The 21181-nt window shown below is 55.8% G+C and carries 15 protein-coding genes and 3 pseudogenes; 9 read left to right on the top strand and 9 right to left on the bottom strand.

The window, feature by feature from the left end; all coding sequences use genetic code 11:
- The first annotated feature begins 420 nt into the window (after window positions 1-420).
- Both OMP44_RS14880 and OMP44_RS14885 read left to right on the top strand, forming a co-directional pair.
- Window positions 421-735 carry a hypothetical protein gene (locus OMP44_RS14880; RefSeq protein WP_280309287.1) on the top strand — a complete coding sequence of 105 codons (315 nt, stop codon included), beginning with the start codon at window positions 421-423 and terminating at the stop codon, window positions 733-735.
- Window positions 736-843: 108 nt separating this feature from the next.
- Window positions 844-1472 (top strand): annotated as a pseudogene (locus OMP44_RS14885) (beta-ketoacyl synthase N-terminal-like domain-containing protein); the annotation flags it as partial.
- 11 nt (window positions 1473-1483) lie between these two features.
- Here the strand turns inward: OMP44_RS14885 and OMP44_RS25055 are convergent.
- Both OMP44_RS25055 and OMP44_RS14890 read right to left on the bottom strand, forming a co-directional pair.
- Entirely contained in the window at window positions 1484-1681 is a 198-nt protein-coding gene (locus OMP44_RS25055; RefSeq protein WP_431312649.1) for a helix-turn-helix domain-containing protein, read from the bottom strand.
- A complete protein-coding gene (locus OMP44_RS14890; protein ID WP_280309289.1) occupies window positions 1632-2210 on the bottom strand; it encodes a hypothetical protein in 579 nt (192 codons plus the stop codon). Before OMP44_RS14890 ends, OMP44_RS25055 begins: the two co-directional genes overlap by 50 nt.
- A 1863-nt stretch (window positions 2211-4073) precedes the next feature.
- Between OMP44_RS14890 and OMP44_RS25060 the strand changes: the two are divergent.
- The 3 genes and pseudogenes from OMP44_RS25060 to OMP44_RS14900 form a co-directional block, all read left to right on the top strand.
- Window positions 4074-5048 (top strand): annotated as a pseudogene (locus tag OMP44_RS25060) (methyl-accepting chemotaxis protein); the annotation flags it as partial.
- Between the two features lie 27 nt (window positions 5049-5075).
- Window positions 5076-5906 (top strand): methyl-accepting chemotaxis protein, encoded by an 831-nt coding sequence (locus OMP44_RS25065; protein WP_431312658.1) that lies wholly within the window; start codon window positions 5076-5078, stop codon window positions 5904-5906.
- An 837-nt stretch (window positions 5907-6743) separates the two neighbouring features.
- Window positions 6744-7025 carry a hypothetical protein gene (locus OMP44_RS14900; RefSeq protein ID WP_280309293.1) on the top strand — a complete coding sequence of 94 codons (282 nt, stop codon included), beginning with the start codon at window positions 6744-6746 and terminating at the stop codon, window positions 7023-7025.
- A 1074-nt stretch (window positions 7026-8099) separates the two neighbouring features.
- Here OMP44_RS14900 and OMP44_RS14905 read toward each other — a convergent pair.
- The 6 genes and pseudogenes from OMP44_RS14905 to mobI all read right to left on the bottom strand — a co-directional run bounded on the left by OMP44_RS14905 (window position 8100) and on the right by mobI (window position 15206).
- On the bottom strand, window positions 8100-11153 hold the full coding sequence (locus OMP44_RS14905) for an error-prone DNA polymerase (RefSeq protein WP_280309619.1): 3054 nt from the start codon (window positions 11151-11153) through the stop codon (window positions 8100-8102).
- Between the two features lie 17 nt (window positions 11154-11170).
- A pseudogene (locus OMP44_RS14910) lies at window positions 11171-12586 on the bottom strand (Y-family DNA polymerase).
- 12 nt (window positions 12587-12598) lie between these two features.
- Entirely contained in the window at window positions 12599-13231 is a 633-nt protein-coding gene (imuA, locus tag OMP44_RS14915) for a translesion DNA synthesis-associated protein ImuA (protein ID WP_280309295.1), read from the bottom strand.
- On the bottom strand, window positions 13224-13676 hold the full coding sequence (locus OMP44_RS14920) for a hypothetical protein (protein WP_280309297.1): 453 nt from the start codon (window positions 13674-13676) through the stop codon (window positions 13224-13226). Before OMP44_RS14920 ends, imuA begins: the two co-directional genes overlap by 8 nt.
- 676 nt (window positions 13677-14352) lie before the next feature.
- On the bottom strand, window positions 14353-14676 hold the full coding sequence (locus tag OMP44_RS14925) for a hypothetical protein (protein ID WP_280309299.1): 324 nt from the start codon (window positions 14674-14676) through the stop codon (window positions 14353-14355).
- A 56-nt stretch (window positions 14677-14732) separates the two neighbouring features.
- Entirely contained in the window at window positions 14733-15206 is a 474-nt protein-coding gene (gene mobI, locus OMP44_RS14930; protein WP_208693715.1) for a conjugative transfer protein MobI(A/C), read from the bottom strand.
- Window positions 15207-16257: 1051 nt separating this feature from the next.
- On the opposite strand from mobI, the gene OMP44_RS14935 reads away from it, so the two are divergent.
- The gene (locus OMP44_RS14935; protein ID WP_280309301.1) at window positions 16258-17265 is read left to right on the top strand and encodes a ParM/StbA family protein; all 1008 of its coding nucleotides are present in this window, start codon (window positions 16258-16260) and stop codon (window positions 17263-17265) included.
- Window positions 17266-18014: 749 nt separating this feature from the next.
- Here the strand turns inward: OMP44_RS14935 and OMP44_RS14940 are convergent.
- Entirely contained in the window at window positions 18015-18710 is a 696-nt protein-coding gene (locus tag OMP44_RS14940) for a S24 family peptidase (protein ID WP_280309303.1), read from the bottom strand.
- Window positions 18711-19309: 599 nt separating this feature from the next.
- Here OMP44_RS14940 and OMP44_RS14945 point away from each other — a divergent pair.
- Genes OMP44_RS14945 through OMP44_RS14955 form a run of 3 tightly spaced genes read left to right on the top strand, consistent with a single transcriptional unit; the run spans window position 19310 to window position 20999 of the window.
- Window positions 19310-19690 (top strand): lysozyme family protein, encoded by a 381-nt coding sequence (locus OMP44_RS14945; RefSeq protein ID WP_280309305.1) that lies wholly within the window; start codon window positions 19310-19312, stop codon window positions 19688-19690.
- Window positions 19687-20178, top strand: coding sequence for a hypothetical protein (locus OMP44_RS14950; RefSeq protein ID WP_280309307.1), 492 nt, complete (start codon window positions 19687-19689; stop codon window positions 20176-20178). The genes OMP44_RS14945 and OMP44_RS14950 overlap by 4 nt, the downstream gene beginning before the upstream one ends.
- A 38-nt stretch (window positions 20179-20216) precedes the next feature.
- A complete protein-coding gene (locus OMP44_RS14955) occupies window positions 20217-20999 on the top strand; it encodes a FlhC family transcriptional regulator (RefSeq protein WP_280309308.1) in 783 nt (260 codons plus the stop codon).
- The last annotated feature ends 182 nt before the right edge of the window (window positions 21000-21181 follow it).

The following is a 21181-nucleotide window of genomic DNA, read 5'->3' on the forward strand; positions in this document are numbered from 1 at the left end:
AACGATTAGGGGTTGAGATGAGGTCATTGGGAAGAAGTTAGCATCTGAAACTAGAAATAGTCAGCTGATATCTCAGGCGTTTTTAACATAAATTTCGTTTTTTAGTAGTTGTTCCGCTTTTTTTGTAGATTGTTAGTTTGCTATCACTTACGTTCTTTAAGCGTCAGATCACTAAAGGTCAGCTATAGGAATGAATCTGCGAAGCAGGGGGGAAACCGCAAAATGGGTGGCCATACTACGGAAGCCTTATGGATACATTAACATGTCTAATTTTTTTGTGAAATTTAAGATCAAAGTCCTATAACTCAAGAGATTTTACGTGAGACACATTTTTCGTATTGACGAGGTCGGACCTTTGGGTAGTATTGATGGTGACTGCATTCAATCGGCTGAATTTTCCGAAAAGTAAAGGTGATCGAGATGAAATCATTGTTCACTGTTCCATTAGGTCTTTTTTTTGGCGGTGCTATGCTTTTTTCTATTCAGGCAAGCGCGCAGTCATCCAGCCTTCATGAGACATCGGAACGCTCGGCAGAGCATAGTGCCGATGTTCGCCGTATCGAAGCTGCACGGGATAAGCATTCCGCAGACGTAGCAAAGCTAGATGGCAGCTATCGAGCGGCTAATGCTGACGCGCACGCTGCAGCTGTTAGGGATGGGGAAGCGCATAAAGATGCGAAGCTCGCTGAACATGACGCAGATATAGCGAAATGGAACGCTAAGCATAGAAATTAGGCTACTAGGTGAGTAGCGATATCTATTCGGCAAGTGCCATCGAGTTGCGAAGTTAAATGCTTACTTTAGCCTTATCCCCGGTTGGCACTCTATAGAAGAAGTGGAGCGCAAAGTACAGCAACCATCATCGCTTCCGGGGGCGGTTACTTTCGTGTCATTGCAGAGACCGTGCGGGCCGCCGATGACAAAGGTCCAGGTCGTCTCTAGCCTCTTACAGCGCTGTCCTTTCTAGCCAACATGGGACGGGCAACGTATCGATCCAGTATGGTTTCGATGGTCAGCTGGGAGCACCTATCACTGCCTGCGCGGCCAGTGTACAGCTATCAATAAAGCGGCGCGGTTAATCCGTAGTGTTAAGGCGGACATCGCGCTCTGCGGCGGCGCCTAGGCTGCTATCAATCGCATCAGCCTAGGGAGCTTCGCCGCCGCTTGGGCTTTGTTCACTGGATTCAACGACGGCCCGCAGGAGGTATCCCGCCCTTTCGACAGCGATCGCGACGGCTTCGTCATGGGCGAGGGTGCTGGGCAGCTCGTGATAGAGACGCGCGAGCATGTCCTCGCGGGCGGCGCGCACCCGCTGGCCGAGCTTGTAGGCGACATCACCAGCGGCGATGCCTATCACTTCACGGCCGGCCCTGAAGATGGTCGCGGCGCTCGCCGCGCTATGGAGCAAGCCCTGCGGCCAGGCCGGTATCAGTGCTGCTGACGCCCAGCGCATCAATGCCTATGCTACGTCCATCTGTGAACTTTAGAATTTACGTTTTCTTAGTAGCGTTTCTTTTGGTGTTTCACCAAATCTAGTTCCGTAATAACGCGTGAAGAAATAGCGATTAGTGAACCCCCATCGAAAGGCTATCTCTGTAATTGAATCACATTCATCAGCGTTCAGAAAGGCCTCACGACAGCGTTGTAGCCGAATATCCCGAAGTACCGCCAGTGGCGTCATTCCCCCGATAGGCTTTGAAAAGAAGCTGAAGGTTCCGACCGCTTGTACCGGCTGCTAGCGCGACTTCGGTCAGTCCTATGGGCGTATCTGCCTTTGCCAGCATGAAGTCTAATGCTCGCCGTAGTGCTCCAGGAAGGACCTCGAGTCTTTTGCCTCGTAACGACTCCGTATAATTATGCGGTACTCTTTCAAGAATGGTGCTAAGTAATGCTTGTCGCAAATGGGCTACGGCGATCGGTGATGTGAATGCGGGTTTTCCGATGTTGGCCCTTAAAGCTTGAGCGACGCTAGCAATCCCATACCAAGCTTCAGATCCCAAAATTATCATGGGCGAAAAATCCCAGCGGTCTTGGCAGGGAAAGCCTTGTAATACCCCCATCTCGCCGTGCAGCAGATCACTCGAGAGTATAATGGTCTCAGTCGTCGTTCCGGCTTTAAATTGGCCAGTAATCAAACGGCTGCTATCGACGACGCAGAGCTGGCGAACGCATTGCACCGCTTCAGCATTCCGCATCTGCCATTCAGACATCCCTTCGGTTGTGAACGAGAGAAAATAAACATTGGTTTCTTGCTGTTATCGGAATCCCCATCCGCTTGAGCTCTGTGTTGAACACAAGAATAAATCGTTAATGAGATAAGTAGTCTTCCTGTAATCGATTGCTACTGCTTTTGGCAGGATAATATCCGGAGCCAGTCCGCACTGATCATAGTAGGCTTGTAGTTCTTCTTCGTTCTTTATTGTAACCGCCGAAACGCTTGGATTCATCTCAACAGTACCTGCCTTCTAGGATTAGTGTCAGCTCGAAAATTACTCTGGGATTGCCTCTGGCGTCGAAACTCGGCATAGGCGGTAGATGGCAAGCTTCGAACGGGTTTCTGGCACGAGTCTATAAAGCGAAAAGTGCGTTTAACAAAACGAAATCTTCGATCGTCTTTGCGTGCTAGATGCATACCGCTGCTGGCATATTTGGTAGCCTTCATACGAATCCTCGTGGAGGAAGGTCATCTAGACCATTCCGGCCGAAAGGACGTTGGTCACTTCTTCTTCGCACGATGCATCGAGTATGCACCCAGATTGAATTATCATGAAGTAGAAGTTGACGTTCTTGTCGATGCACTATCTAGGGAGTTGAACTCGCTAGTCTGCTTAGTCATTGCTTATCTCAATGACGTCAAAATTTTAGCTTCCTATCAAATGGAAAAGGAGATAAATACTCCTTTTGTACGAAGGAGATAAGCTTGTCGGTATGCTCTTCAAGGCGCGAAACTTACGTGGCGGATATTAATAGATTGTTTAGTGTGCGCAGCGAGCACAGAGAAAAGTAAAAGTATTTTTCAGTAAAGTTAAGAAAAAGGAGCTGCCTATAACCTATCATCGTGGTGTAAGTCTATCCCAGCTATGCTGGAGGCTATGAGATCATCGTGCCACTAGGAGAAATATAGTGCATTTGTACTATTGCTTTTTGAGTAATTGCTCAAGAAAGGCAATCTTGGCGTCGAGTAATTATTAAATTTTTATGACCACGAAAAGGGGATTTATGGCTGTGCTCGTTCGGTCCATCGGGTTTCAAAGGTCTTAGTACCTAATGTCATTGCGTGAATTAAATTGTTATAAATGAATGATCTTGCTTTGGCGGATTTGGCTTTCTGCCTAATAGGCTCTCGGGTTTTATTTTTTATTATATTGCTTATTATGATGCTTGATTGATTAGTTAGGCTCGGTGTCTGGCCATTTTATATAAATTTAATATATAGTCAGATGAGCGTAGTGCAATTAATAGCTCGCTGGCGAGTCATTTGAGGTCATACTATGTTAAACGAAAAAGAACTTGAGACACGTGCTGAGCTAATTCGGCTCCATAAAGAACTCTTGGAGCACCATAATGCGCTGAGGCTAATAGAGTGCAGCGATAAAGATTTTGATGCTCTTATTAGGTCTATACAGATGCTACTGGAAAAAAGCGCTGACTTGATTGCGGAAACGGCGGCGGTCTTTTTACCCATTAATGAAGCAGAGCCTAAGAGACCATTTTCTTAGTAGCGTAGCTTCCGATGTTGGCTTAATTTGCCATGTCTGCTTTGGTGATCTAGATAGCCTTTAAGGTGACTAGTTTGTCATCTCCGTAACAAGGCTAACGGCTATTTTAAAGTAGTAATATTTTCATGGTACTGCTCGATCGAGAGTAAGAGGTTGTTTTTTTGAGTTTGAAGTTTCGGAGTATTGCCCGGAATTATTGTGCGTTTGAGTAATTTTGCGGTTTAAAGGACTTTGCCCCCTTGCCTAGCGGCATCATACATTCAGGTAATCTCGATGCATCCTAGTGGCTGGCCCTCCCTTGATAACATCAGTGTTCGTACTAAGCTAACGCTAGGCTTTTCCTTGCTGATAGGCATGATATTGCTCGTGGCTTATACCGCATGGGAAACTACTGATATCTTGCGTGGCCGCAATGAACGAACTAGCCAGGTTGCAAGCTTTAGTTCAATAGCGAGAGACATGCGCACAGAGCGTGTAGTATATTTCATTAAGGCCGACGACACGCAGGCTGCGAAATGGTTGTCCGCTCTTGAAAAAACTGAAATTCAACTTCAGACAATCGCTCCTAACTTTCGGTCGCCGATGAATAAAGCTTTGCTAAGCGAAGCAGAAGAAACGCTTAAACGCTATCGTAGCTTTCTGCATGCTGCAGTTTTAGCTACCCAAGAACGCAATGTAGCGCAACGAGCTGCAACGGCATCAGCAGAAACAGCTAACACGCAGATTTCATCTCTTGAAGATGTTGCAGATGGTGAGTCAGGCAACTACCACGTCCGTCAGCAGCTAGCAGCCCTATCGCTTGGAATACAACGAATGCGAATAGGACTGCATGGTTACGCGGTGCAACCGAGCATTGAAGCCGAAAGCATTGCTCGCACGGCCATCGATAGCGCCTTAAAGCAGGTAGAAGCACTTGACAAAAGCGATCTGCCGGACGAAGCCGTTCAGGGCCTTGCTGATACAGTCTCAGAATACAGAAAGCGCCTAGATGAGTTAGCTGGTTTACAAGCCAGAGTGGAGGCAGCGCAAGGTGGCGTTACAGCATCTATTGCTTCTGTTCTTTCTATAACGGACAAACTCACAGCGATTCAGGCGGAGCTTCAGAATTCCGACGTTGCTGATGCTCGCCAGCGACTATTGATATGGCTAAGTCTCGCAGTTGTCTTGGCCTTACTAAGCGCTTGGTTGATCACGCGCTCTATTGTCTTGCCATTGAGACAGACAGTTGACTTATTGAAAAACGTCGCCTCCGGAGATTTCACACATCAGTTGAACGTAACGCGTAAGGACGAGCTGGGCGTGCTGCAGACCAGCATGCAGCGTATGACTTTCAATTTGCGTGGTCTGATCAGCGAGATGGGTGATAGCGTTATACAGGTAGCTAGTGCTGCAGAGCAGTTGTCTGCAGTTACGGAGCAGACTAGTGCTGGCGTCCATTCTCAAAAAATTGAGACTGATCAGATCGCCACAGCAATGCAGGAAATGACGGCCTCTACCCAAGAGGTCGCGCGTAACGCGGCTCTAGCGGCAAAGTCGGCGCTTGATGCTAGCCAACAAGCCCAAGAGGGCGATGTGGTTGTCAAAAAAGCGGTCGTCCAAATCGAACGGCTAGCCAGTGAAATGGATTCAACTAAGTCTGCTATGTCCGCGCTTCGCGGCCATGCCGAAGGCATAGGTAGTGTCTTGGACGTCATCAAAGCCGTTTCTGACCAGACCAATCTATTAGCTCTCAATGCCGCCATCGAGGCCGCTCGTGCTGGCGAGGCCGGCCGAGGATTTGCCGTCGTCGCCGATGAGGTACGTGGGCTTGCTCAGCGTACACGCTCGTCGACTGAAGAAATTGCTCAGCTCATTACGGTTTTGAATGAAAGTACGGATCACATGGCCACGGTGCTCGAGCAGAATATGCTGCTGACTAACAGCAGCGTTGGTCTATCGCGTGAAGCGGGTGAGATGCTTAGGCATATCACCTCTGCGGTGAAAAATATTGAGTCTATGAATGATCAGATTGCATGCGCTGCAGAGCAGCAAAGCGCCGTTGGAGAGGAGATTAATCGTAGTGTGGTTAATGTTCGCGATATATCTAATCAGACTGCAGCCGCGAGTGAAGAGACGGCGGCATCAAGTATGGAGTTGGCGCGTATAAGCGTGAGGTTGCAGGGAATAACTGGGAAATTCAAAGTCTAGGATGACGGCTGAAGTGGCGGGGGCTTTTCCTATAAGGTCAGCTACCCATCTATTACGTTGGCTGCGATAGCGTTCATTCTCTGATCTCAGTCTGCCCCTTTATATGTCCGCCGCGCTAGTACCTTGGCAGCAACGGCGGGTGTTTACCCTTCCGAATATCCAAATTGGTTTCTATCGAGGTAAAGCAGGTGGCATATTATCACTCCAGTAGAAATTTATCCTCTAGTTAGCTTTCGCTTTTCATACCGCCCTCGCCCTCGACTTCGTGCTGGGTTATAAAAAATGCTCGTTCAGGAAGGTCTGTACCTGCTTTTGTCTTTCTTTAGAAATGATGCGCCGGTGTTTCTATGTTCTGGTTGATTAGGGACTAAAAAGCGGCCGCCGCGCCGCTGAGTCTACTTGTTTATTAGTGATTGCTGCTATTTAATATAAAGTGGCACTTAGCGCTCTTCAAATCAAGGCGTGATATAATCAAAACGTACACAAGTGTCTTGGTGTGATCAATTTTAAGTCAAAATACTTGTCGACTTTAATAGGTCAGAGCGGCTTTTGCTATTAAATTCTGAGGGGCGATTTGACTCATAATGACAAGACGCGAAATGCGATTTACCGTTGTGGTCCTCCTTCTTGCAAACATAACAATTTGTTTTGGATTGTTAGCTGCAGTTGCAGGTTTCTGGTAAGAGAGTCCAACGAAATCGCGGCCGTTATTCGATCTTCAGGGTCGTGATAAAAGTCCTTAGTAAGTGATAGGATCTAACAGATGGTTCGGTAGGGTCGGGCTGTAGAGGCTTACAAAAATTTGGCATTTCTTGGCCGTTGAGCATCGTCAAGCTGATGAATAAATCTTCTCTTGTTCAAGCTGTCCTTGGGTCGAAGCTGCTCATAGTATCAAGCAATTTAACGCTTGATGAACGGCAAGCGTTAGCAGAAATGTTGGCCGATTTAATGGGCCGGGAAACGACATTCTGTATTAGCCGTGAGCAGCAAGATTGGCTGGTAGCCAAAGCATGGTCCGCGGCAACTGGGAAAACCAGACGTGCGCATCGCCGTTCTTCTTTTGGCAATAAAGTCGATTTTGAAAAAATCCGTTTGATGTTTTCTAAATTAGTCGAATAATAGTTTTTGCCATATCCAGGCATTAATTTTAGTAGTTGCTGATACTCCGATCACATAACCGCCTGCTGGCTACTATTTTTAGTCAGCTCTGAAAGTATTTGTTTGAAATACCTGCGCTCGTCTTGATGACGCGGATATCAGCATTGAAATGCTCAGCTACTTTTTTTAAATTTTCTCAGGCGTCTCACTCAGAGGCGTGCGAATGTGGCTCGGTAGGTGATTTGGCCGTCTTGAAAGTCATGCACGTCGGCCAGTACGTATTGATTGCGATATTGGAGCGTCCAGACCGCTATCGGTGATCACTTTGGGCCGCTAGATGTTGTCGCTGTCTTCGTCATCTGCCAATACGAAGCGACCAGGGGGGATGTCGTCATAAAGCCTGGTTGACGCTTACCGCTCGCCTGATATCCCTTTGCTATAGCCTGATTTGAGGATAAAAAGATAGGCCCATTTAGATAAGGAAAAGTGCATGGTATGGATCCAGAACACTTCGTTTCGTTGAATCACGGCTTGGACAGGTGTGATAGAAATCAATTAATTTATAAAATGCGATTTTTCTTAATTAATCGTCAAGGTGGGGCTGCGAGTTTGACACGGTCTAATTAGGCACGTAGATCGTTCAGAAAATTTTATGATCAAATTAATTTTCGGTATCAAAAGGGTTTTAGATGAATAATTCGATACGGACAGCATGTCTCTTAATCGCGTTGGGAAGCGTCCACCAGGTGCTTGCTGCTAATTCAACCACTGTACAGACTGCATCTCCTCAAATTTCCGACACTGCAGGTTATTCAGACCAGGGGCATAGCAAGCGCAGCCACGTTAAGCAAGTTAAGAAAGGTGGCGCTGGTGGTGCAGGCGGCGCAGGCGGCAGTGGTGCTGTACCTGGAAAAGGAGGCACTGGAGGAAAAGGGGGAGCGCCTGGTGCGAACGGCACACCTGGCACAGATGGTGCGCCAGGAGCAGATGGCACTCGAACCTAGCTCGATGCAACGAAGAGGAAAGAAATGCCGTGCCCTTCGTTGCCTATGCCGATGGTGCGAAGACCGAATGTTAACATTGAGTCAATAGGGCTCATCGGAAATCCCGACTACGAGTATCAAGCCCTTGCAACAGTTCGCTTATGTCTTGTAGGCGCCCTGCGACGACGTGCAATACGCCATCTCGCGTCTCAATGGTGCCATCCACACGCATAAGCTGGGACGCTACCAGCTCCCGCCGTTGACGCTCCGCGAGGGTTCGCCAGACCACCACATTCACCATGCCAAACTCATCCTCAAGCGTTACGAAGGTTACGCCGCTGGCGGTGCCTGGGCGCTGCCGACCGACAACTAGCCCAGCGATCCGGGCTGGCTGACCATGGCGGCGCTCCTTAAGGTCGCTAGAGCTCATAAGGCGCTGGGCCAAGAGCTTGGGACGTAGCAAGGTTAGGGGGTGGGGGCCTAGGGTTGTACCCAGCGAGGCGTAGTCGGAATGGAGGTCTTCACCCACCGTCGGGGCGGCTAACTCTTGGATCTCCTCCTCGACGACAGCGCCCTCGGCAAAGAGGGGCAATTGCGGCTCGATCGCAGCCATCGCCCAGCGTGCCTGAAAGCGATGCCCCGCTAAGCGTTGGAGCGCGCCAGCATCCGCCAGGCACTCACGCCCATTGGCATCAAGACCAACGCGCAGGCACAGATCGGTGACATCGCAGAATGGCCGGTGCCGGCGGGCCTGCTCAACCGCGCGCCCGGCTTTCTCAGCGAGGCCTCGCACCATACGCAGCCCCATCCGGATGGCGGGTTGTCGGCTATCCGCGACAGCCTTAAGGCTGCAGTCCCAGTCGCTGCACGTCGCGTCCACCGGCAGTGTCTGCAACCGGTGCCGCCGGGCGTCCTGCAGGATCTGGTCGGGGCTGTAGAAACCCATGGGGTATGAGTTGATCAGCGCCGCAGCGAAGGCCGCCGGCTCATGGCATTTGAGCCAGCAGCTGGCGTAGGTAAGTAGCGCGAAGCTGGCCGCGTGGGACTCGGGAAAGCCATAGCTGCCGAACCCCTCGATCTGGCGGAAGATGTCCGCGGCGTACTCGGCGGTGTAGCCGTTGGCGAGCATGCGCGAGGTGAGCCGCTCCCGGTGCGGCTCAAGCCCGCCATGGCGCTTCCAGGCCGCCATGCTGCGACGCAGCTGATCGGCTTCGCCTGGGGTGTAGTCGGCGGCAAGGATGGCGAGCTCCATCACCTGTTCTTGGAATAGCGGGACGCCCAGTGTTCGGCCGAAGACGCGCTCCAGCTCCGGCGGATAGCTGATTTCTTCTTGGCCGGTCCGCCGGCGCAGATACGGGTGGACCATCCCTCCCTGGATAGGGCCGGGCCGGACGATGGCCACCTCGATCACCAAGTCGTAGAAAGTCTGCGGTTTCAGGCGCGGCAGCATGGCCATCTGGGCGCGTGACTCGATCTGGAACACGCCAAGGGTGTCCGCACGGCTGATCATGGCGTAGGTGGGCTTGTCCTCCTGAGGCACGGTCGCCAGCGTCAGCTCCTCGCCCCGGTAGCCTTTGACCAAGTCGAAGCACCGGCGCAGGGCGCTGAGCATGCCCAAGGCGAGGATGTCGACCTTAAGCAGGCCCATGGCATCGAGGTCGTCCTTGTCCCACTGGATGACCGTCCTACCCTCCATGGCGGCGTTCTCCACCGGCACCAGGGTATCTAGTGTCTGGTCTGCGATGACGAAACCACCCGGGTGCTGCGACAGGTGCCGCGGGAAGCCAATCAGCTCACCGGTGAGCACCAGAATCCGGTGGAGCAGCGGGCTGTCAGGATCGAAGCCCGATTCGCGAAGACGCTCCGGTGGCGGTAGGTTGTCCGTCCAACGGCCGCAGCAGTCCGCCAGCGCCGTGATCTGGTCTGGGGGTAGGCCTAGAGCTTTGGCCACGTCCCGGACGGCGCCAGCGGCGTGGTAGGTGGACACCACCGCAGTGAGCGCGGCGCGCTGGCGACCGTAACGGCGGAAGATGTACTGGATGACCTCTTCCCGGCGGTCATGCTCGAAGTCGACATCAATGTCCGGTGGCTCATCGCGCTCGTGGCTGATGAAGCGTTCGAACAGCAGGTTTATCCGGGTCGGATCCAGCTCGGTGATACCTAGTGCGAAACAAACCGCAGAGTTGGCCGCCGAGCCGCGCCCCTGGCAGAGGATCCCCTGCTGCCGCGCGAAGCGGACGATGTCATGCACCGTCAGGAAGTAACTCTCATAGGCTTTGTCGGCGATCAGCTGCAGCTCCTTTTCGATCTGGGCGCGCAGCCGATCAGACAGGCCTTCGGGCCAGCGCCAGGCGCAGCCCTCTTCGGTCAGCACCCGCAGCCAGCTGGTAGCCGTGTGACCCTCCGGCACCACCTCGCTGGGGTACTGATAGCGCAGCTCGGCCAGACTGAAGGTGCAGCGCTCGGCGACGCGCAGGGTTTCCGCCAGCAGCTCGGGCGGATAGCACCTCGCCAAGGCTTCACGGGTGCGCAGGTGGCGCTCCCCGTTCGGAAAGAGCAACTGGCCGGCTTCAGCTACTGGGACGTGATGGCGGATCGCGGTGATGGTGTCCTGCAGGGCCCGGCGCCCGCGGCAGTGCATGTGCACGTCGCCGGCGGCTACCAGCGGCAGCTGCAGGGCCACACCCAGCTGCTGCAGCTGCTGCAGTCGTACCTGGTCGTTCTGGTCGAAGTGCAGCCCAGTAGCAATCCATAGCCGGTCCGGGAACACCGCCAAGAGCCAACGCACCGCCTCCGCCTCCGCGTCCCGCGCCGGTACCCAGAGCGCTACGAGGCCGGCGACCTGGTCGAGGTCCTCGCGCAGCAGCCGGTAACTGCCCTTGTCGGCGCGCCGGCGGGCGAGGGTGATCAGTCGGCAGAGATGCTGGTAACCCTGTAGGTCTTGCACCAGCACCACCAGCTTGGGGCCCTGGGCGACCTGAAACTCCGCGCCGACGATCAGCCGGACGTCATGCTTTTCTGAGGCCTGCCAGGCCCGCACGATGTCAGAGAGGGTGCATTCATCGGTGATGGCCAGCGCCTCATAGCCCATGGTTTTGGCTCGCTCGAACAGCTGATCGACGCTGGAGGCACCGCGCTGGAAGCTGAAGTTCGACAGGCAGTGCAGCTCCGCTTAGCCGAGTGTCACGCGAACCACCCCTGTACCCACCAGCCTGATCCTTCCGCCGGAGACTGGAAGGCCCAGGCCGTGCGACCGTCGGCGAGCTCGAGGACGTAGTAATCCCGCCGGGCATCCTCTCCGTCCCACCACCCGCTCTCGATACGCTCAGGCCCGCTCAGGACCCGTGACTGATCGACATGCAAGGGCTCCGGCGCCGGTAGCAGCCACCCTGGCCGCCGATTCGGTCCCAATGCCTGTAGCGCCAGCGAAGGCGTGTCTCGCCGCCAGGCCCGCTCCGGCCGGTGATCACCCTGGGCGCCCACCGCATAGACCGCGTCGTCGCCCAGGCGAGAGCGCAGCCGCTCGCGCAGCTGCTCCCAGCTCACGGTCTGTTGCGGACGATCATCGAAGAGGCCGCGGTGCTGAGGGACGAACGATGGCAGCTCGTCAGCGACCAGGCCGATGGCGAGCACCGGCTCAACTACCTGGGTGGGCTCCAGGCGGCCGCGGGCAAATTCGAACAGCAGTGCCGGGTCCCGCTCAGGAGCGAGCAGCCCCACCACCACTTCAGTCGTCGGCGCATCGCGATGCTCAAGGCGCAGGGTGAAGCGCTGGGCGCCCATGTCCCGGCCAGCGAGGTAGGTGGCCAGGTCCGAGGTCAGCCGGCGCAACGGGAATAGCAGGGCCTGCGTCGACTCGACTTCGAAGTTGAGCTCAATCCGCAGCCTGAAGGTGGTCGGCGGCAGGAAAAACTCCAGGGGCAGCACCTTGCTGCCGAGCATCTGATCGAGGTGGTTCAGCAGACTCAGGGGGAAGCGCCGGGCGAGCTGGGCCCGGGGCAGGGCTAGCACCTGATCAAGCTGACGGAGCCCCATGCGGCTCAGGGCCTGGACGATTTCCGGCTCGAAGCCCGAGAGCGCCACCGGTAGCGTGCGCATCGCGCTGGCCAAGCCTGCGTCGTCGCGGACCGCCAGGCTGTCGCCGGCGTTGGCCAACACCCGGGCGGCGACCGGATTTGGCGCCAGGGTGATCCGGTGGCCAAAGCCCAGCGCTGTGAGCTCTTGGCGCAGCCTCGCTTCGAATCTTGGCCACGGGCCGAATAGCGGCAGGCTCGACTGCACCTCTAGCACCAGGGCGTCGGCGAAGTGCAGGCTCACCTGGGAGCTGAAGCCATATGCCTAGGCGGCTAGCAGCTCGTGCTGGCGCCTCAGCGCTGCCTCGTCGTACTCAACCGTCGCAAACTGCGGGCAGATCGCCTGGGCGGCGGTGTAGGTCATCTCCGGTCGGAGCCCAAGCGCCAACGCCGCCGGGTTCGCCGCCTTGATGATCCTGCGCTGGATAGGCCCGTGGAGCAGCACCACGGGTTCGTCCGGGTCAGGACAGTTGCGCAGCACACCGTCCAACGCGAACTGCGGGAAAAAAATGCAGGCCCATTTCATGGCGGTCGTCCCTCAATGCCAGACCCGATGCGCCAGCGCGGTCGTCGGTGGATTGCCGCCGCGACACTTGAGCACCCGCAGCTGCTGAGGCGAACCCTCAAGCACCAGGCGCAGTGCTGCAGGTGAGGCATTGACCGCTTCCCGCTGGCGGCGGAACGCAAAGGCAAGGGTCTGCCCGGTCTCTGCGGCCACCTGCAGCCGGCGCAGAGCACGATCGTCCGAACGGCTTGGCCAGCAGAGCACCGCGCCGCAGCTACCGGAGCGCAGGCACTGTTCTGCGGCCCACAGCACGTCTTTACCCTGGACCTGGATGACGCTTAGCCGGCCAAGATCCACACCGGGCTGTAGCCAGGCATGCGGGTAGAGCAGGTAGGGAGGGGCGATCAGCACCACTTGCTCGCCGGCGGCGGTCAGGCGCGCCAGTGTCGGCCACACCAGGGTCAGCTCACCCAGGCCCGGCCGGGCGCTCAGGATTTCGGTCAGGGCAGCATCAGGCCAACCGCCGAGGGGCAGTTGGGCGTCGAGCGCGGAGTGCCCGGTTGGTTGGGTGCTGGCATCGTCCACATGCGGACTCTGCCCGCGCCACACGCGGCGGCTGTCGAGCAGGGAGTCGAGCGCAACGACATTGGCGGCTGCGTTATCCATGCTGCACCCCCGTCTGCACTACCTGTGCCGACGGCGTGCTGCCGCGCTCGGTGAGCAGGACCTGCAGCTGTGCGCGTACCCTGAAGAGGTCTGCGTGCAAAACGGAGTTCATCGACTCCAGCCGCAGGATATGACGCTGGGCACGCGAGAGGGGATCGTCGCGGTCGTCCGGAATGAGCCGGTCACCGCGGGGCACGTGGCGCTGATTCTCTTCCTGTACGAACTGGACGTAGCGCAGTCGGTGACGCTGCACCTCCGCTGTCAGGACATCCCGCTCAGCGACCAGTATGCGATTGGCCCGCTGGGCTTGCCCTAAGCACTGACGCACCTTGTCCAATTCCTCAGTCAGCAGATCAACAAGGTTGCGGCAGTACATCAGCTCCGTGGGGCGGAAGAATGACTGCTGCTGTTCGAAACTGTCCTGCTCATCACCAAGCATGTCCATAGCGGCCCACCTGCTCAATCCCTGACGCCATGACCTTCTGGTACTCGACAGAGCGATCGGAACAGCGGTGACAGGGTCGAGGGATACGGGGAGAAATGGACATGGGATAGCCTCCTATCTGATTACTGTATAAATAGACAGTAATCAGGGGGGGGACGATCCAGCAAGCTTGACAGCGACAGACGGCAGAGAAGACGAAGCGAAAGATTCTTTCGTTCATCCAGGCGGATGCACATCAGCACCTGATTCCACCTAGCCGGTGTGGCGTGCAATGAGTATGCAGCCAGGCAGCAGCGTCGCTATGGAAGTGGCCGCCGTGAGAAGCACGATTACAAGGTCCGAATCGAACGGCGCGGGAAGCGCTGCTGGCAGCAGTCCGTTTCTGGCTGCATGAAGCCATCGAGCACCTTCGCAGACGATGGCAAATGCCGCTGCTACCAGGCCGGTACCTATCACCGTTCGCGCTATGGACCGTACCGCCATCTGTATTCCCTCAATCTGCGAGAGAAAGGATCGCATCGCCGACCGCGGACTGGACGGCAATTCGCGCCTGATACCGGTCAGCGATAGTGGCGTCAGGTACGGTTGAAACCTTGGACAGGGGCAGCACCTGAGGGCCCGCTACCGGCAGCAAGCTGCAGGCCCCTTTCCAGTTGCCCGCCTGGTAAGCATGGTGTCAGCGCATCGAGCCGTGTATGAGCGTGAGATGTCGCTTGGCCGAAGTACGCGCCAGCTTCGTCTCTTGCTCCACGGCCCACTCATCTTGGATCTGCCGAGCGGTGCCCGTCCGGACTGGCAGCAAGACCGGATACTCCGGTTCTTGCTGATCCACCTGTAGGAGGCCGGCCTCGTGCAGATAGGCATAGGGCTGAGTCAGGAAGTCCGACAGCGGCACCGCATTCGGGCGGCCGCAGTAGGCTTGAAAGTAAAGGTCAGCCCACATGTCCAGGTCGACACGATCGACGATGACGGGGTGATCCATTTCTGGCGGGCGTTTCATAACCGGTCCTTGCTGTCAGGAAAAGGATCACGGTACCGCTAGTTCTGAAAATGCAACTAGGCCACCGGCGGATTGGCGTTCACCTTGCGCTGCTGCAACAGGAGCTGCTTTCGCATCTTGCCAACGTTCAGCAGCTGCTCCCTGATGATGGCGAGCTTAGGCTCATAAAGCTGGAACAGCTCGACGAACCACGTCTCCATTCCGAAGGTAACTGTGCTGGCGGCGTACGTATGGCCCAGACCCTTAGCAATCGGACTCCGTGCGTGCTTCTTCTTTCCTCCTTCCCCGTTGAAGAAGTAGACCTTGCACCAGGCAATGGACACGGATCCCTTGCCATTTCCCCGGACATCGATCAGGCGATAGATGATCTTTCCATTGGCTCTTGCCTTGGCATCTTCGAAGTATTCATCTCTTAGCCGCACTGCTTCTTCGCGCAGGGCTTCGTGGGCTTCGTCCAAAGTAGTCAACGCCAGCCCGTAAAGATGCGAGATACGGCCGTTGCTGGCTTGAGGGTCGATTGCAGGGGTCATTGTCATATCCTATCTATTTACAAGGAGGACGTTCGGGTTGTCATTAGCGAACGAGGGAGAAAACAGGACTGGAAATCCACTTTGTTCGAGAAAACCAACATTTCCGTATAGGTTGTCATTAACTATGTATATTTCGCTGCTAACTGGAATGCGAAGGTAGGAAAGGCAATACATTCGTTTGTATTGTCAATAAATATGGAAAAACTCGGCATTCGGGTGTTGGCGAAAGTGTCGGTGGAACGCTTGCCTTGGCGGTTTTCGCGCTAGATTCATACCGATGTACACTTTCCCGCGAAATCAAGACATCCGTTTGTATTGTCATTAAATATGGGGGAGTCTGCCTCTGGAGGCACAAATTGGCCTACCCAATACATCCGTTTGTGTTGTCAATAGGAAGAGGCAGGCCAATACATCCGTTTAGGTTGTCAATAAGTATGGAAGATCGCCCATTAGCATTGCTCCGGCAAAAAAGCCTTATTAGCGGCTTTTCTAAGTGCCAGACACATTGTCAATACTAATTGCAATGTTGGTGGGAAGCCCCAGATATCCTGCGCTGCACTACCATTTCGCAAGAGTCCAGACGGCCGAGTTGATACCTGCGATGCTAGAATTGAAGGATCCAACACATCCGTTTGTATTGTCATTAGGTATGGCTGGGCGAGGCGCTGTCCCAGCGCTATAAAAAATTCAATACATCCGTTTGTATTGTCATTAAATATGGGGAAACTTTTTTTTGAAACGTCTAGGTTGTGACCGCAACTCATACGGATGTCTTGCAAATGGGAGATGCCGCTATCTAAACACCGCAATCTCCGTGGATTCGGCGAATTCGAGCCCTCCAAGGGCGCGAATTGGAGAAATAAGGGGAATGGCGACGGGCACTCTTGACCGAGGCGTCCTGTAAGACGCCTCGTTGCCCACCGCAATGGTCGACGTACTTAAGGATGGCTAAGGGGGGGCGCCCCGATTTGACCGGTAGGCGTCCTACAGGACGCCTGGCTGACCATTGCGGAGCGTAACGCGTAGCGAACCCTTTCAAGCGAGTGCACGCATGAGTAAGAAGTCCCAGAACACCCACCCGTATGTGGTTGGCCTCGATATCGGCTACTCCAACGTCAAGCGGGTCGAAGGCTACGCCGACGAGGCCTCGCCACGCCAATTCATCTCTCCCGCCCAGGCGGCGCCGCTGGGCAGCCTCAATGGCAATGCGGTACTCAAGGAGGGGGAGCACTATGTCACGCTTGATGGCGAACCTTGGGCAGCGTTCCTGAGCGCCGGCCGGGCTGGGGTAACACGTGAGTTGCACGCGGACTACCCCTCCTCGAAGAGCTACCGGGCGCTGTTCAACGCGTCGATCAGTGAAGCGTGCCGGGACGGTCGAAGCGAAATCGATCACCTCATCACCGGTCTACCAGTCAGCCAGATGCGCAATCCTCAGCTCGTCGAGCGCCTGATCGAGCAGCTGAGTGGCGTTCACCAGGTAGCGCCGCAGCGTGAGATCACAGTCCATGAGGTCACGGTGCTGCCGCAGCCAGTTGGAACGCTCAACTACATCTACAGCACCTACGAAAGCCCGGACGACCTCGATGAAGGCGTGATCCTGGTACTGGATCCGGGGTTCTTCTCGGTCGATTGGGTGGTCTTCCGGCGCGGGGATATCGTTCGCGATTCCAGTGATTCGTCCATGGAGGCGATGAGCGCTCTGCTTGACGCTATCAACGTCCTGATCGGTCGTGAGTTTGGCGGGCCTGGCCCTGGCCGTGACAAAATTGAGATCGCGTTGCAGCGCGGTAAACCCTACATCCAGCTCTATGGCAGTAGGGTGGACCTGCAGCCTTTCGTTGATCAGGCTGTCATGACTGTCGTGCCTAAGGCGCTATCGAACATGAAGCAGCAAATGCGCTTCCTCGATGGAGAAGCGATCGACTTCGTTTTGATCGGCGGCGGCGGCGGTAATTGCTACAGCGCCGCGGCGAAGGAGATTTTTCCCCTGTCCAAAATTCTCGCTGCGGCTGAGCCGGTTATCTCTAACGCCTTCGGGTATTGGCTAAATCACTGATAAGGGGGCCAGGAGATGAGTGACGCGTCGGACGATCTTACGCTGAGGCTGAACGTCAAATTTCGAGACGGCACCGCTCCAACGCTTCAAGCCGAGCTGCTGAGGCTCCCGGGGCGGCAGCGGGTGAAGCGTCTGCTGGAGTTGGGCAGTCTGGGACTCATGGCCGAGCGCGTTATATCCGCAGACGGCGGTACCAGGTCTTCCCCAGGGCTGACCACGCCCAAGCTTGATACCGTCCCTTTGCAGGCCGGAGCGGCGCGAGGTGAGCAACCCGTTGATAGACTGTCGGAGCCGCCAGTGCCGTCCCAAGAGTTGGGCCGCCTGGAGCTCATGGCCGAGCGCGGTATGTCGGCAGAGGGCGGTACCAGGTCTTCCCCAGGGCTGACAGCACCTAGGCTTGATGCCGTCGCTCACCAAGCCGCAGCGCCTCCAGGTGGTCAAACCATTGAGAAGCTGTCGGACCCAGCCGGGCCGTCTCAAGAGGTGGGCAAGATTCCCATCGCAGGAGTAGTGGCAGCGGTAGAGGCCAACCAGTCACCAGATCATCAGCAGCGCGCTGAGGAAACGCCAGGTTTGTCGACGAGGCCCCGGAGGCGTCCCAGCTTCAACGTCGATCTGACTGGTTAGGGGGCAGGTAGCTGAGGAACTGATGCGGGAGCTTGAGCGAATACGACGTGGCAACGCATTCAGGCCCTCGCATTTCCTTCACGACCCAGGCGATCCGAAAGCGCATATGGATCGGGCCGTGCTCAAAGTGACGTCGTAGAAATCTTGAACCTCACCCGGCCTACAACTTTGGGCACCCGCGCCTCGCCGCTGGCGAGTTCCTCGGGCGAAAACGTCATACCGGAATAACGCACGTTGGCGACGTTGAAGCTCATCAGATCACTCACTGGGCTGACGCTGCGCACAATGACCGACCCATGATGAGTCAGGATGAAATTACCTTCGGTCAGAGTCGTGTCTGCGATATCGACAACGACAATCTCGTCCGGCTTGATGTACGGCTCCATAGCGTCGGTGTCGACTCTGGCGGCCCTGGCGTTGCCAGGGCTAATGCCGTATCGCTGCAGCAGCTGGAGCGGCAGCGGAAACGTGCGGAGGAACGTCCCCTCGGAGGCGACTTCAGGCCTTACTTCCAGCAACCCTTTTTCATAAGCCAGCTCGCGCAGCGATCTGACTATGAGGGTGACTGACTCCGAGGTCTGATCAGGCTCGCCCACACCGGTAGCAAGGTATTCGACAGTGCTGCCCAGCGCGCCTGCGAGCGCTACAAGGCGCTCCCTGTTACAGCTCGTGCCCCGATAGAGCATGTTCTTCGTGGTCCCTTCATTTTCGTTCAAAGCAAGGGCCAGCTTTTGAACGGACAGACCTCGAGCATCCATGAGGTCCTTAACCCGTGTGACGAACGCGTCGTGCGAAGTGGCTTCGGGTGTGTAGTGCATGGTGGTCCCTTCCTGGTACGGGGCGATCGCGGTGCCCTCGTGGCTTGGTGGTGCGCTTAACAACAATCCAATTATCTGCGATTTACGCGCTTTTATTTACACCATTCCCTGTACAAAAATTGAACGGGAAAATGCGCTAGAAATGGTGCCGGATTTACGACAATTTGACCGTAAATACCGGGGTACTCTATGACTAGCGTCAATCAGATGACGCCGGATCAACGCTTATTGCGTGAAGCAATTCACAAAGCATTAGGAGTTCCTTAAGGGTACCCACCGTTCATCCCCGATTTGCGTCCAGTTAGCCCCCTTTGGGGGCGATCGATAGGTAGCTCACTTGAAACAGTGAGAACCAACTCACAAAATATGCGCACATTAGAGGTGCAACTTACAGGGTGGTGAGTGTGGCGAAGATTGGAGCTATTTACGGGAGACTAGCAGCAGCACTGTTCTGTACTGCCTGCGCGATCCCAGCCCCTGTCGCTGCCTTCGATCTGACTGGCACCGTCTGGGATCGGCCTTCGACCCAAGGGTGTCGGCCGTTACCAGAGCTTCTTTATGCAATCGCGTTGGTCGAGTCGAAAAAGTACGCAGGCCGGATGGTTACCCCCAATCCCTATGCCCTCAACATCGACGGTAAGGGCTTTCACCCTGGCACCCGCGAAGAAGCAGAAAAACTGCTCCGAGAAGCGTTGCCTAGAACTCGAGCAATTGCTGTAGGAGCGATGCAGGTTAGCCTCAGGTGGAATGGCGGCGAAGTCAGCGACCCGACTGATCTGCTCGATCTACGCACCAACGTTCGGACCGCCACGAAAGTCTTCTGCGGTTTTCAAAAGCAAGGAGGTGACATGGCGCTGCTGATTGGGCGCTATCACACCCCGAACCCCGAGCTGGTGAGCGTCGCCCGGGCCTATGGAGAGGACGTCCTCCGAGTGTGGAGGCGCCTAGTGTTGCTCAAGCAGGAAGGGGAACAAGGATGACAACCGCGACGCCAGTGGGTTGCTTGCTGGAGACGGCACAAGAGTGGATTGAGTCGAAGGACGGTGCGTTCTATCGCTTCTTCGATATCAGCACTGAGGACGGAAAGTGGCTGCTCTCCGCAGCTGAAGGCGACATCGAGCGCCTGGCCTGCCTGCCCGCGTCGGTCTTCAAAATCAGTCTGGTACATGCTGACGGCGGAAGCGCCCCCCGCTCCATGCTTAACAGCTACAGCGTCAGCCTCGTGACTAATGTACTGAGCGAGATCCGCGAGAATCTGCGGACCTCGGAGCTGGAGAGCCGAATCTTCTGGGGACTCTCCGAGAAAGACGCAGGCTGGCTCATTGAGAGTTCCTTCAGCCAGCGCAACCTAATTGCCGCGTTAGGCCGTGTGAAATTCAGTGCTCGGGACGGCCTTGTACGCGAGTCCGCCAGTGAGCGCATCGACACCCTTCAGCTTCTGCTTCGCGTCATGAATCCCAGCTATTGAACCTGGGAATCCGATAACACCCTTTGAGATCCGCAGACATGGACAACGCAACTCTGACCCAACAGATGGTGCAGGCAGGCTTTCGCTGCAGCATCATCACCGTGCACACCGATCACACGTCTAAGCAGGTCAACCGCCTGCGCAAGCAGATCGGTGTCGAGTACAGAGGGGCAAGTGGCCCGCTCCCAAGTGGCGCCTGCCTGCTGTCGAATTCGGCCCAGGTAGTTGAAGCAACATTGTTCATGTGTGCGTACCTTCGCGCCGCGAAAAATCCGTACGTCGATGTCGATGTTCAGGCTGTCATGGCGGCCTATCGCGTTTACACCGGATACCGGTCGGGGAGCGAGGTAGGACTGGCAACGTCGGCCGAAGCGCTTCATATCGATCGGGCCTGGGTGATCGCGCGAGAGTACCGCTCCAAAGAGGTTGTGGTCCGAATTTGCTCCTCGCGCCGGTGCCGCTTGCCATACCTCGTGTCGAGCTCCATGGGACATCGCTCGTCCTGCCCATTCTGCAGCGCTGTGGCTGAACGCGATCGCTACCATTGCGATGTGAACGACGCAGTACTGACCGAACGTCCGGTGGCCGAATTGTTGGAGCTGGCAGCTCGCGTCCAGGACCTGGCAGGTTGGGGATTGGCGGACGATGAAGTGGTCAAGGAACTGGGCTTATCAAACGTCGAGTTTCTGGCTACACGCCGGCTCAACGCCTATGGCGAGCCGGCAAGGCAAGCGATGGCTAAGCGCTATTCGACAGGCAGTGCGCTTGTGAGGGCGCTGACACGTAGCAATAGAGGCGTGGCTGAAAGACGTCTGGCGTAAAGTGCGCTGTGGCAGCAGCCACGACCTTCCATAAGCCGGCAACCTGTTTCCAGGTCCCTTTGCCGGAGTTCGGTCATTGCCGGGGCGACGCCTCAAGGAGGCGTCCTGCAGGACGCCTCGCTAAATCCGGCATCCATTCGAAGGCGTCCTGCAGGCGTCCTGGCCTCCTCGATGCGGAAGCG

The organism is Pseudomonas flavocrustae (assembly GCF_029872515.1).
GTDB lineage: Bacteria > Pseudomonadota > Gammaproteobacteria > Pseudomonadales > Pseudomonadaceae > Chryseomonas > Chryseomonas aestiva.

Bases quoted from the DNA above. Each gene is read 5' to 3' on its own strand.
- OMP44_RS14945 (WP_280309305.1), top strand. From the start codon at position 19,310: ATGGTTACCCCCAATCCCTATGCCCTCAACATCGACGGTAAGGGCTTT.
- OMP44_RS14955 (WP_280309308.1), top strand. From the start codon at position 20,217: ATGGACAACGCAACTCTGACCCAACAGATGGTGCAGGCAGGCTTTCGC.
- OMP44_RS14940 (WP_280309303.1), bottom strand. From the start codon at position 18,710: ATGCACTACACACCCGAAGCCACTTCGCACGACGCGTTCGTCACACGG.
- OMP44_RS14935 (WP_280309301.1), top strand. From the start codon at position 16,258: ATGAGTAAGAAGTCCCAGAACACCCACCCGTATGTGGTTGGCCTCGAT.
- imuA (WP_280309295.1), bottom strand. From the start codon at position 13,231: ATGGATAACGCAGCCGCCAATGTCGTTGCGCTCGACTCCCTGCTCGAC.
- OMP44_RS14890 (WP_280309289.1), bottom strand. From the start codon at position 2,210: ATGTCTGAATGGCAGATGCGGAATGCTGAAGCGGTGCAATGCGTTCGC.
- mobI (WP_208693715.1), bottom strand. From the start codon at position 15,206: ATGACCCCTGCAATCGACCCTCAAGCCAGCAACGGCCGTATCTCGCAT.
- OMP44_RS14880 (WP_280309287.1), top strand. From the start codon at position 421: ATGAAATCATTGTTCACTGTTCCATTAGGTCTTTTTTTTGGCGGTGCT.
- OMP44_RS14950 (WP_280309307.1), top strand. From the start codon at position 19,687: ATGACAACCGCGACGCCAGTGGGTTGCTTGCTGGAGACGGCACAAGAG.
- OMP44_RS25065 (WP_431312658.1), top strand. From the start codon at position 5,076: ATGGGTGATAGCGTTATACAGGTAGCTAGTGCTGCAGAGCAGTTGTCT.
- OMP44_RS14900 (WP_280309293.1), top strand. From the start codon at position 6,744: ATGAATAAATCTTCTCTTGTTCAAGCTGTCCTTGGGTCGAAGCTGCTC.
- OMP44_RS14920 (WP_280309297.1), bottom strand. From the start codon at position 13,676: ATGGACATGCTTGGTGATGAGCAGGACAGTTTCGAACAGCAGCAGTCA.
- OMP44_RS14925 (WP_280309299.1), bottom strand. From the start codon at position 14,676: ATGAAACGCCCGCCAGAAATGGATCACCCCGTCATCGTCGATCGTGTC.
- OMP44_RS25055 (WP_431312649.1), bottom strand. From the start codon at position 1,681: ATGACGCCACTGGCGGTACTTCGGGATATTCGGCTACAACGCTGTCGT.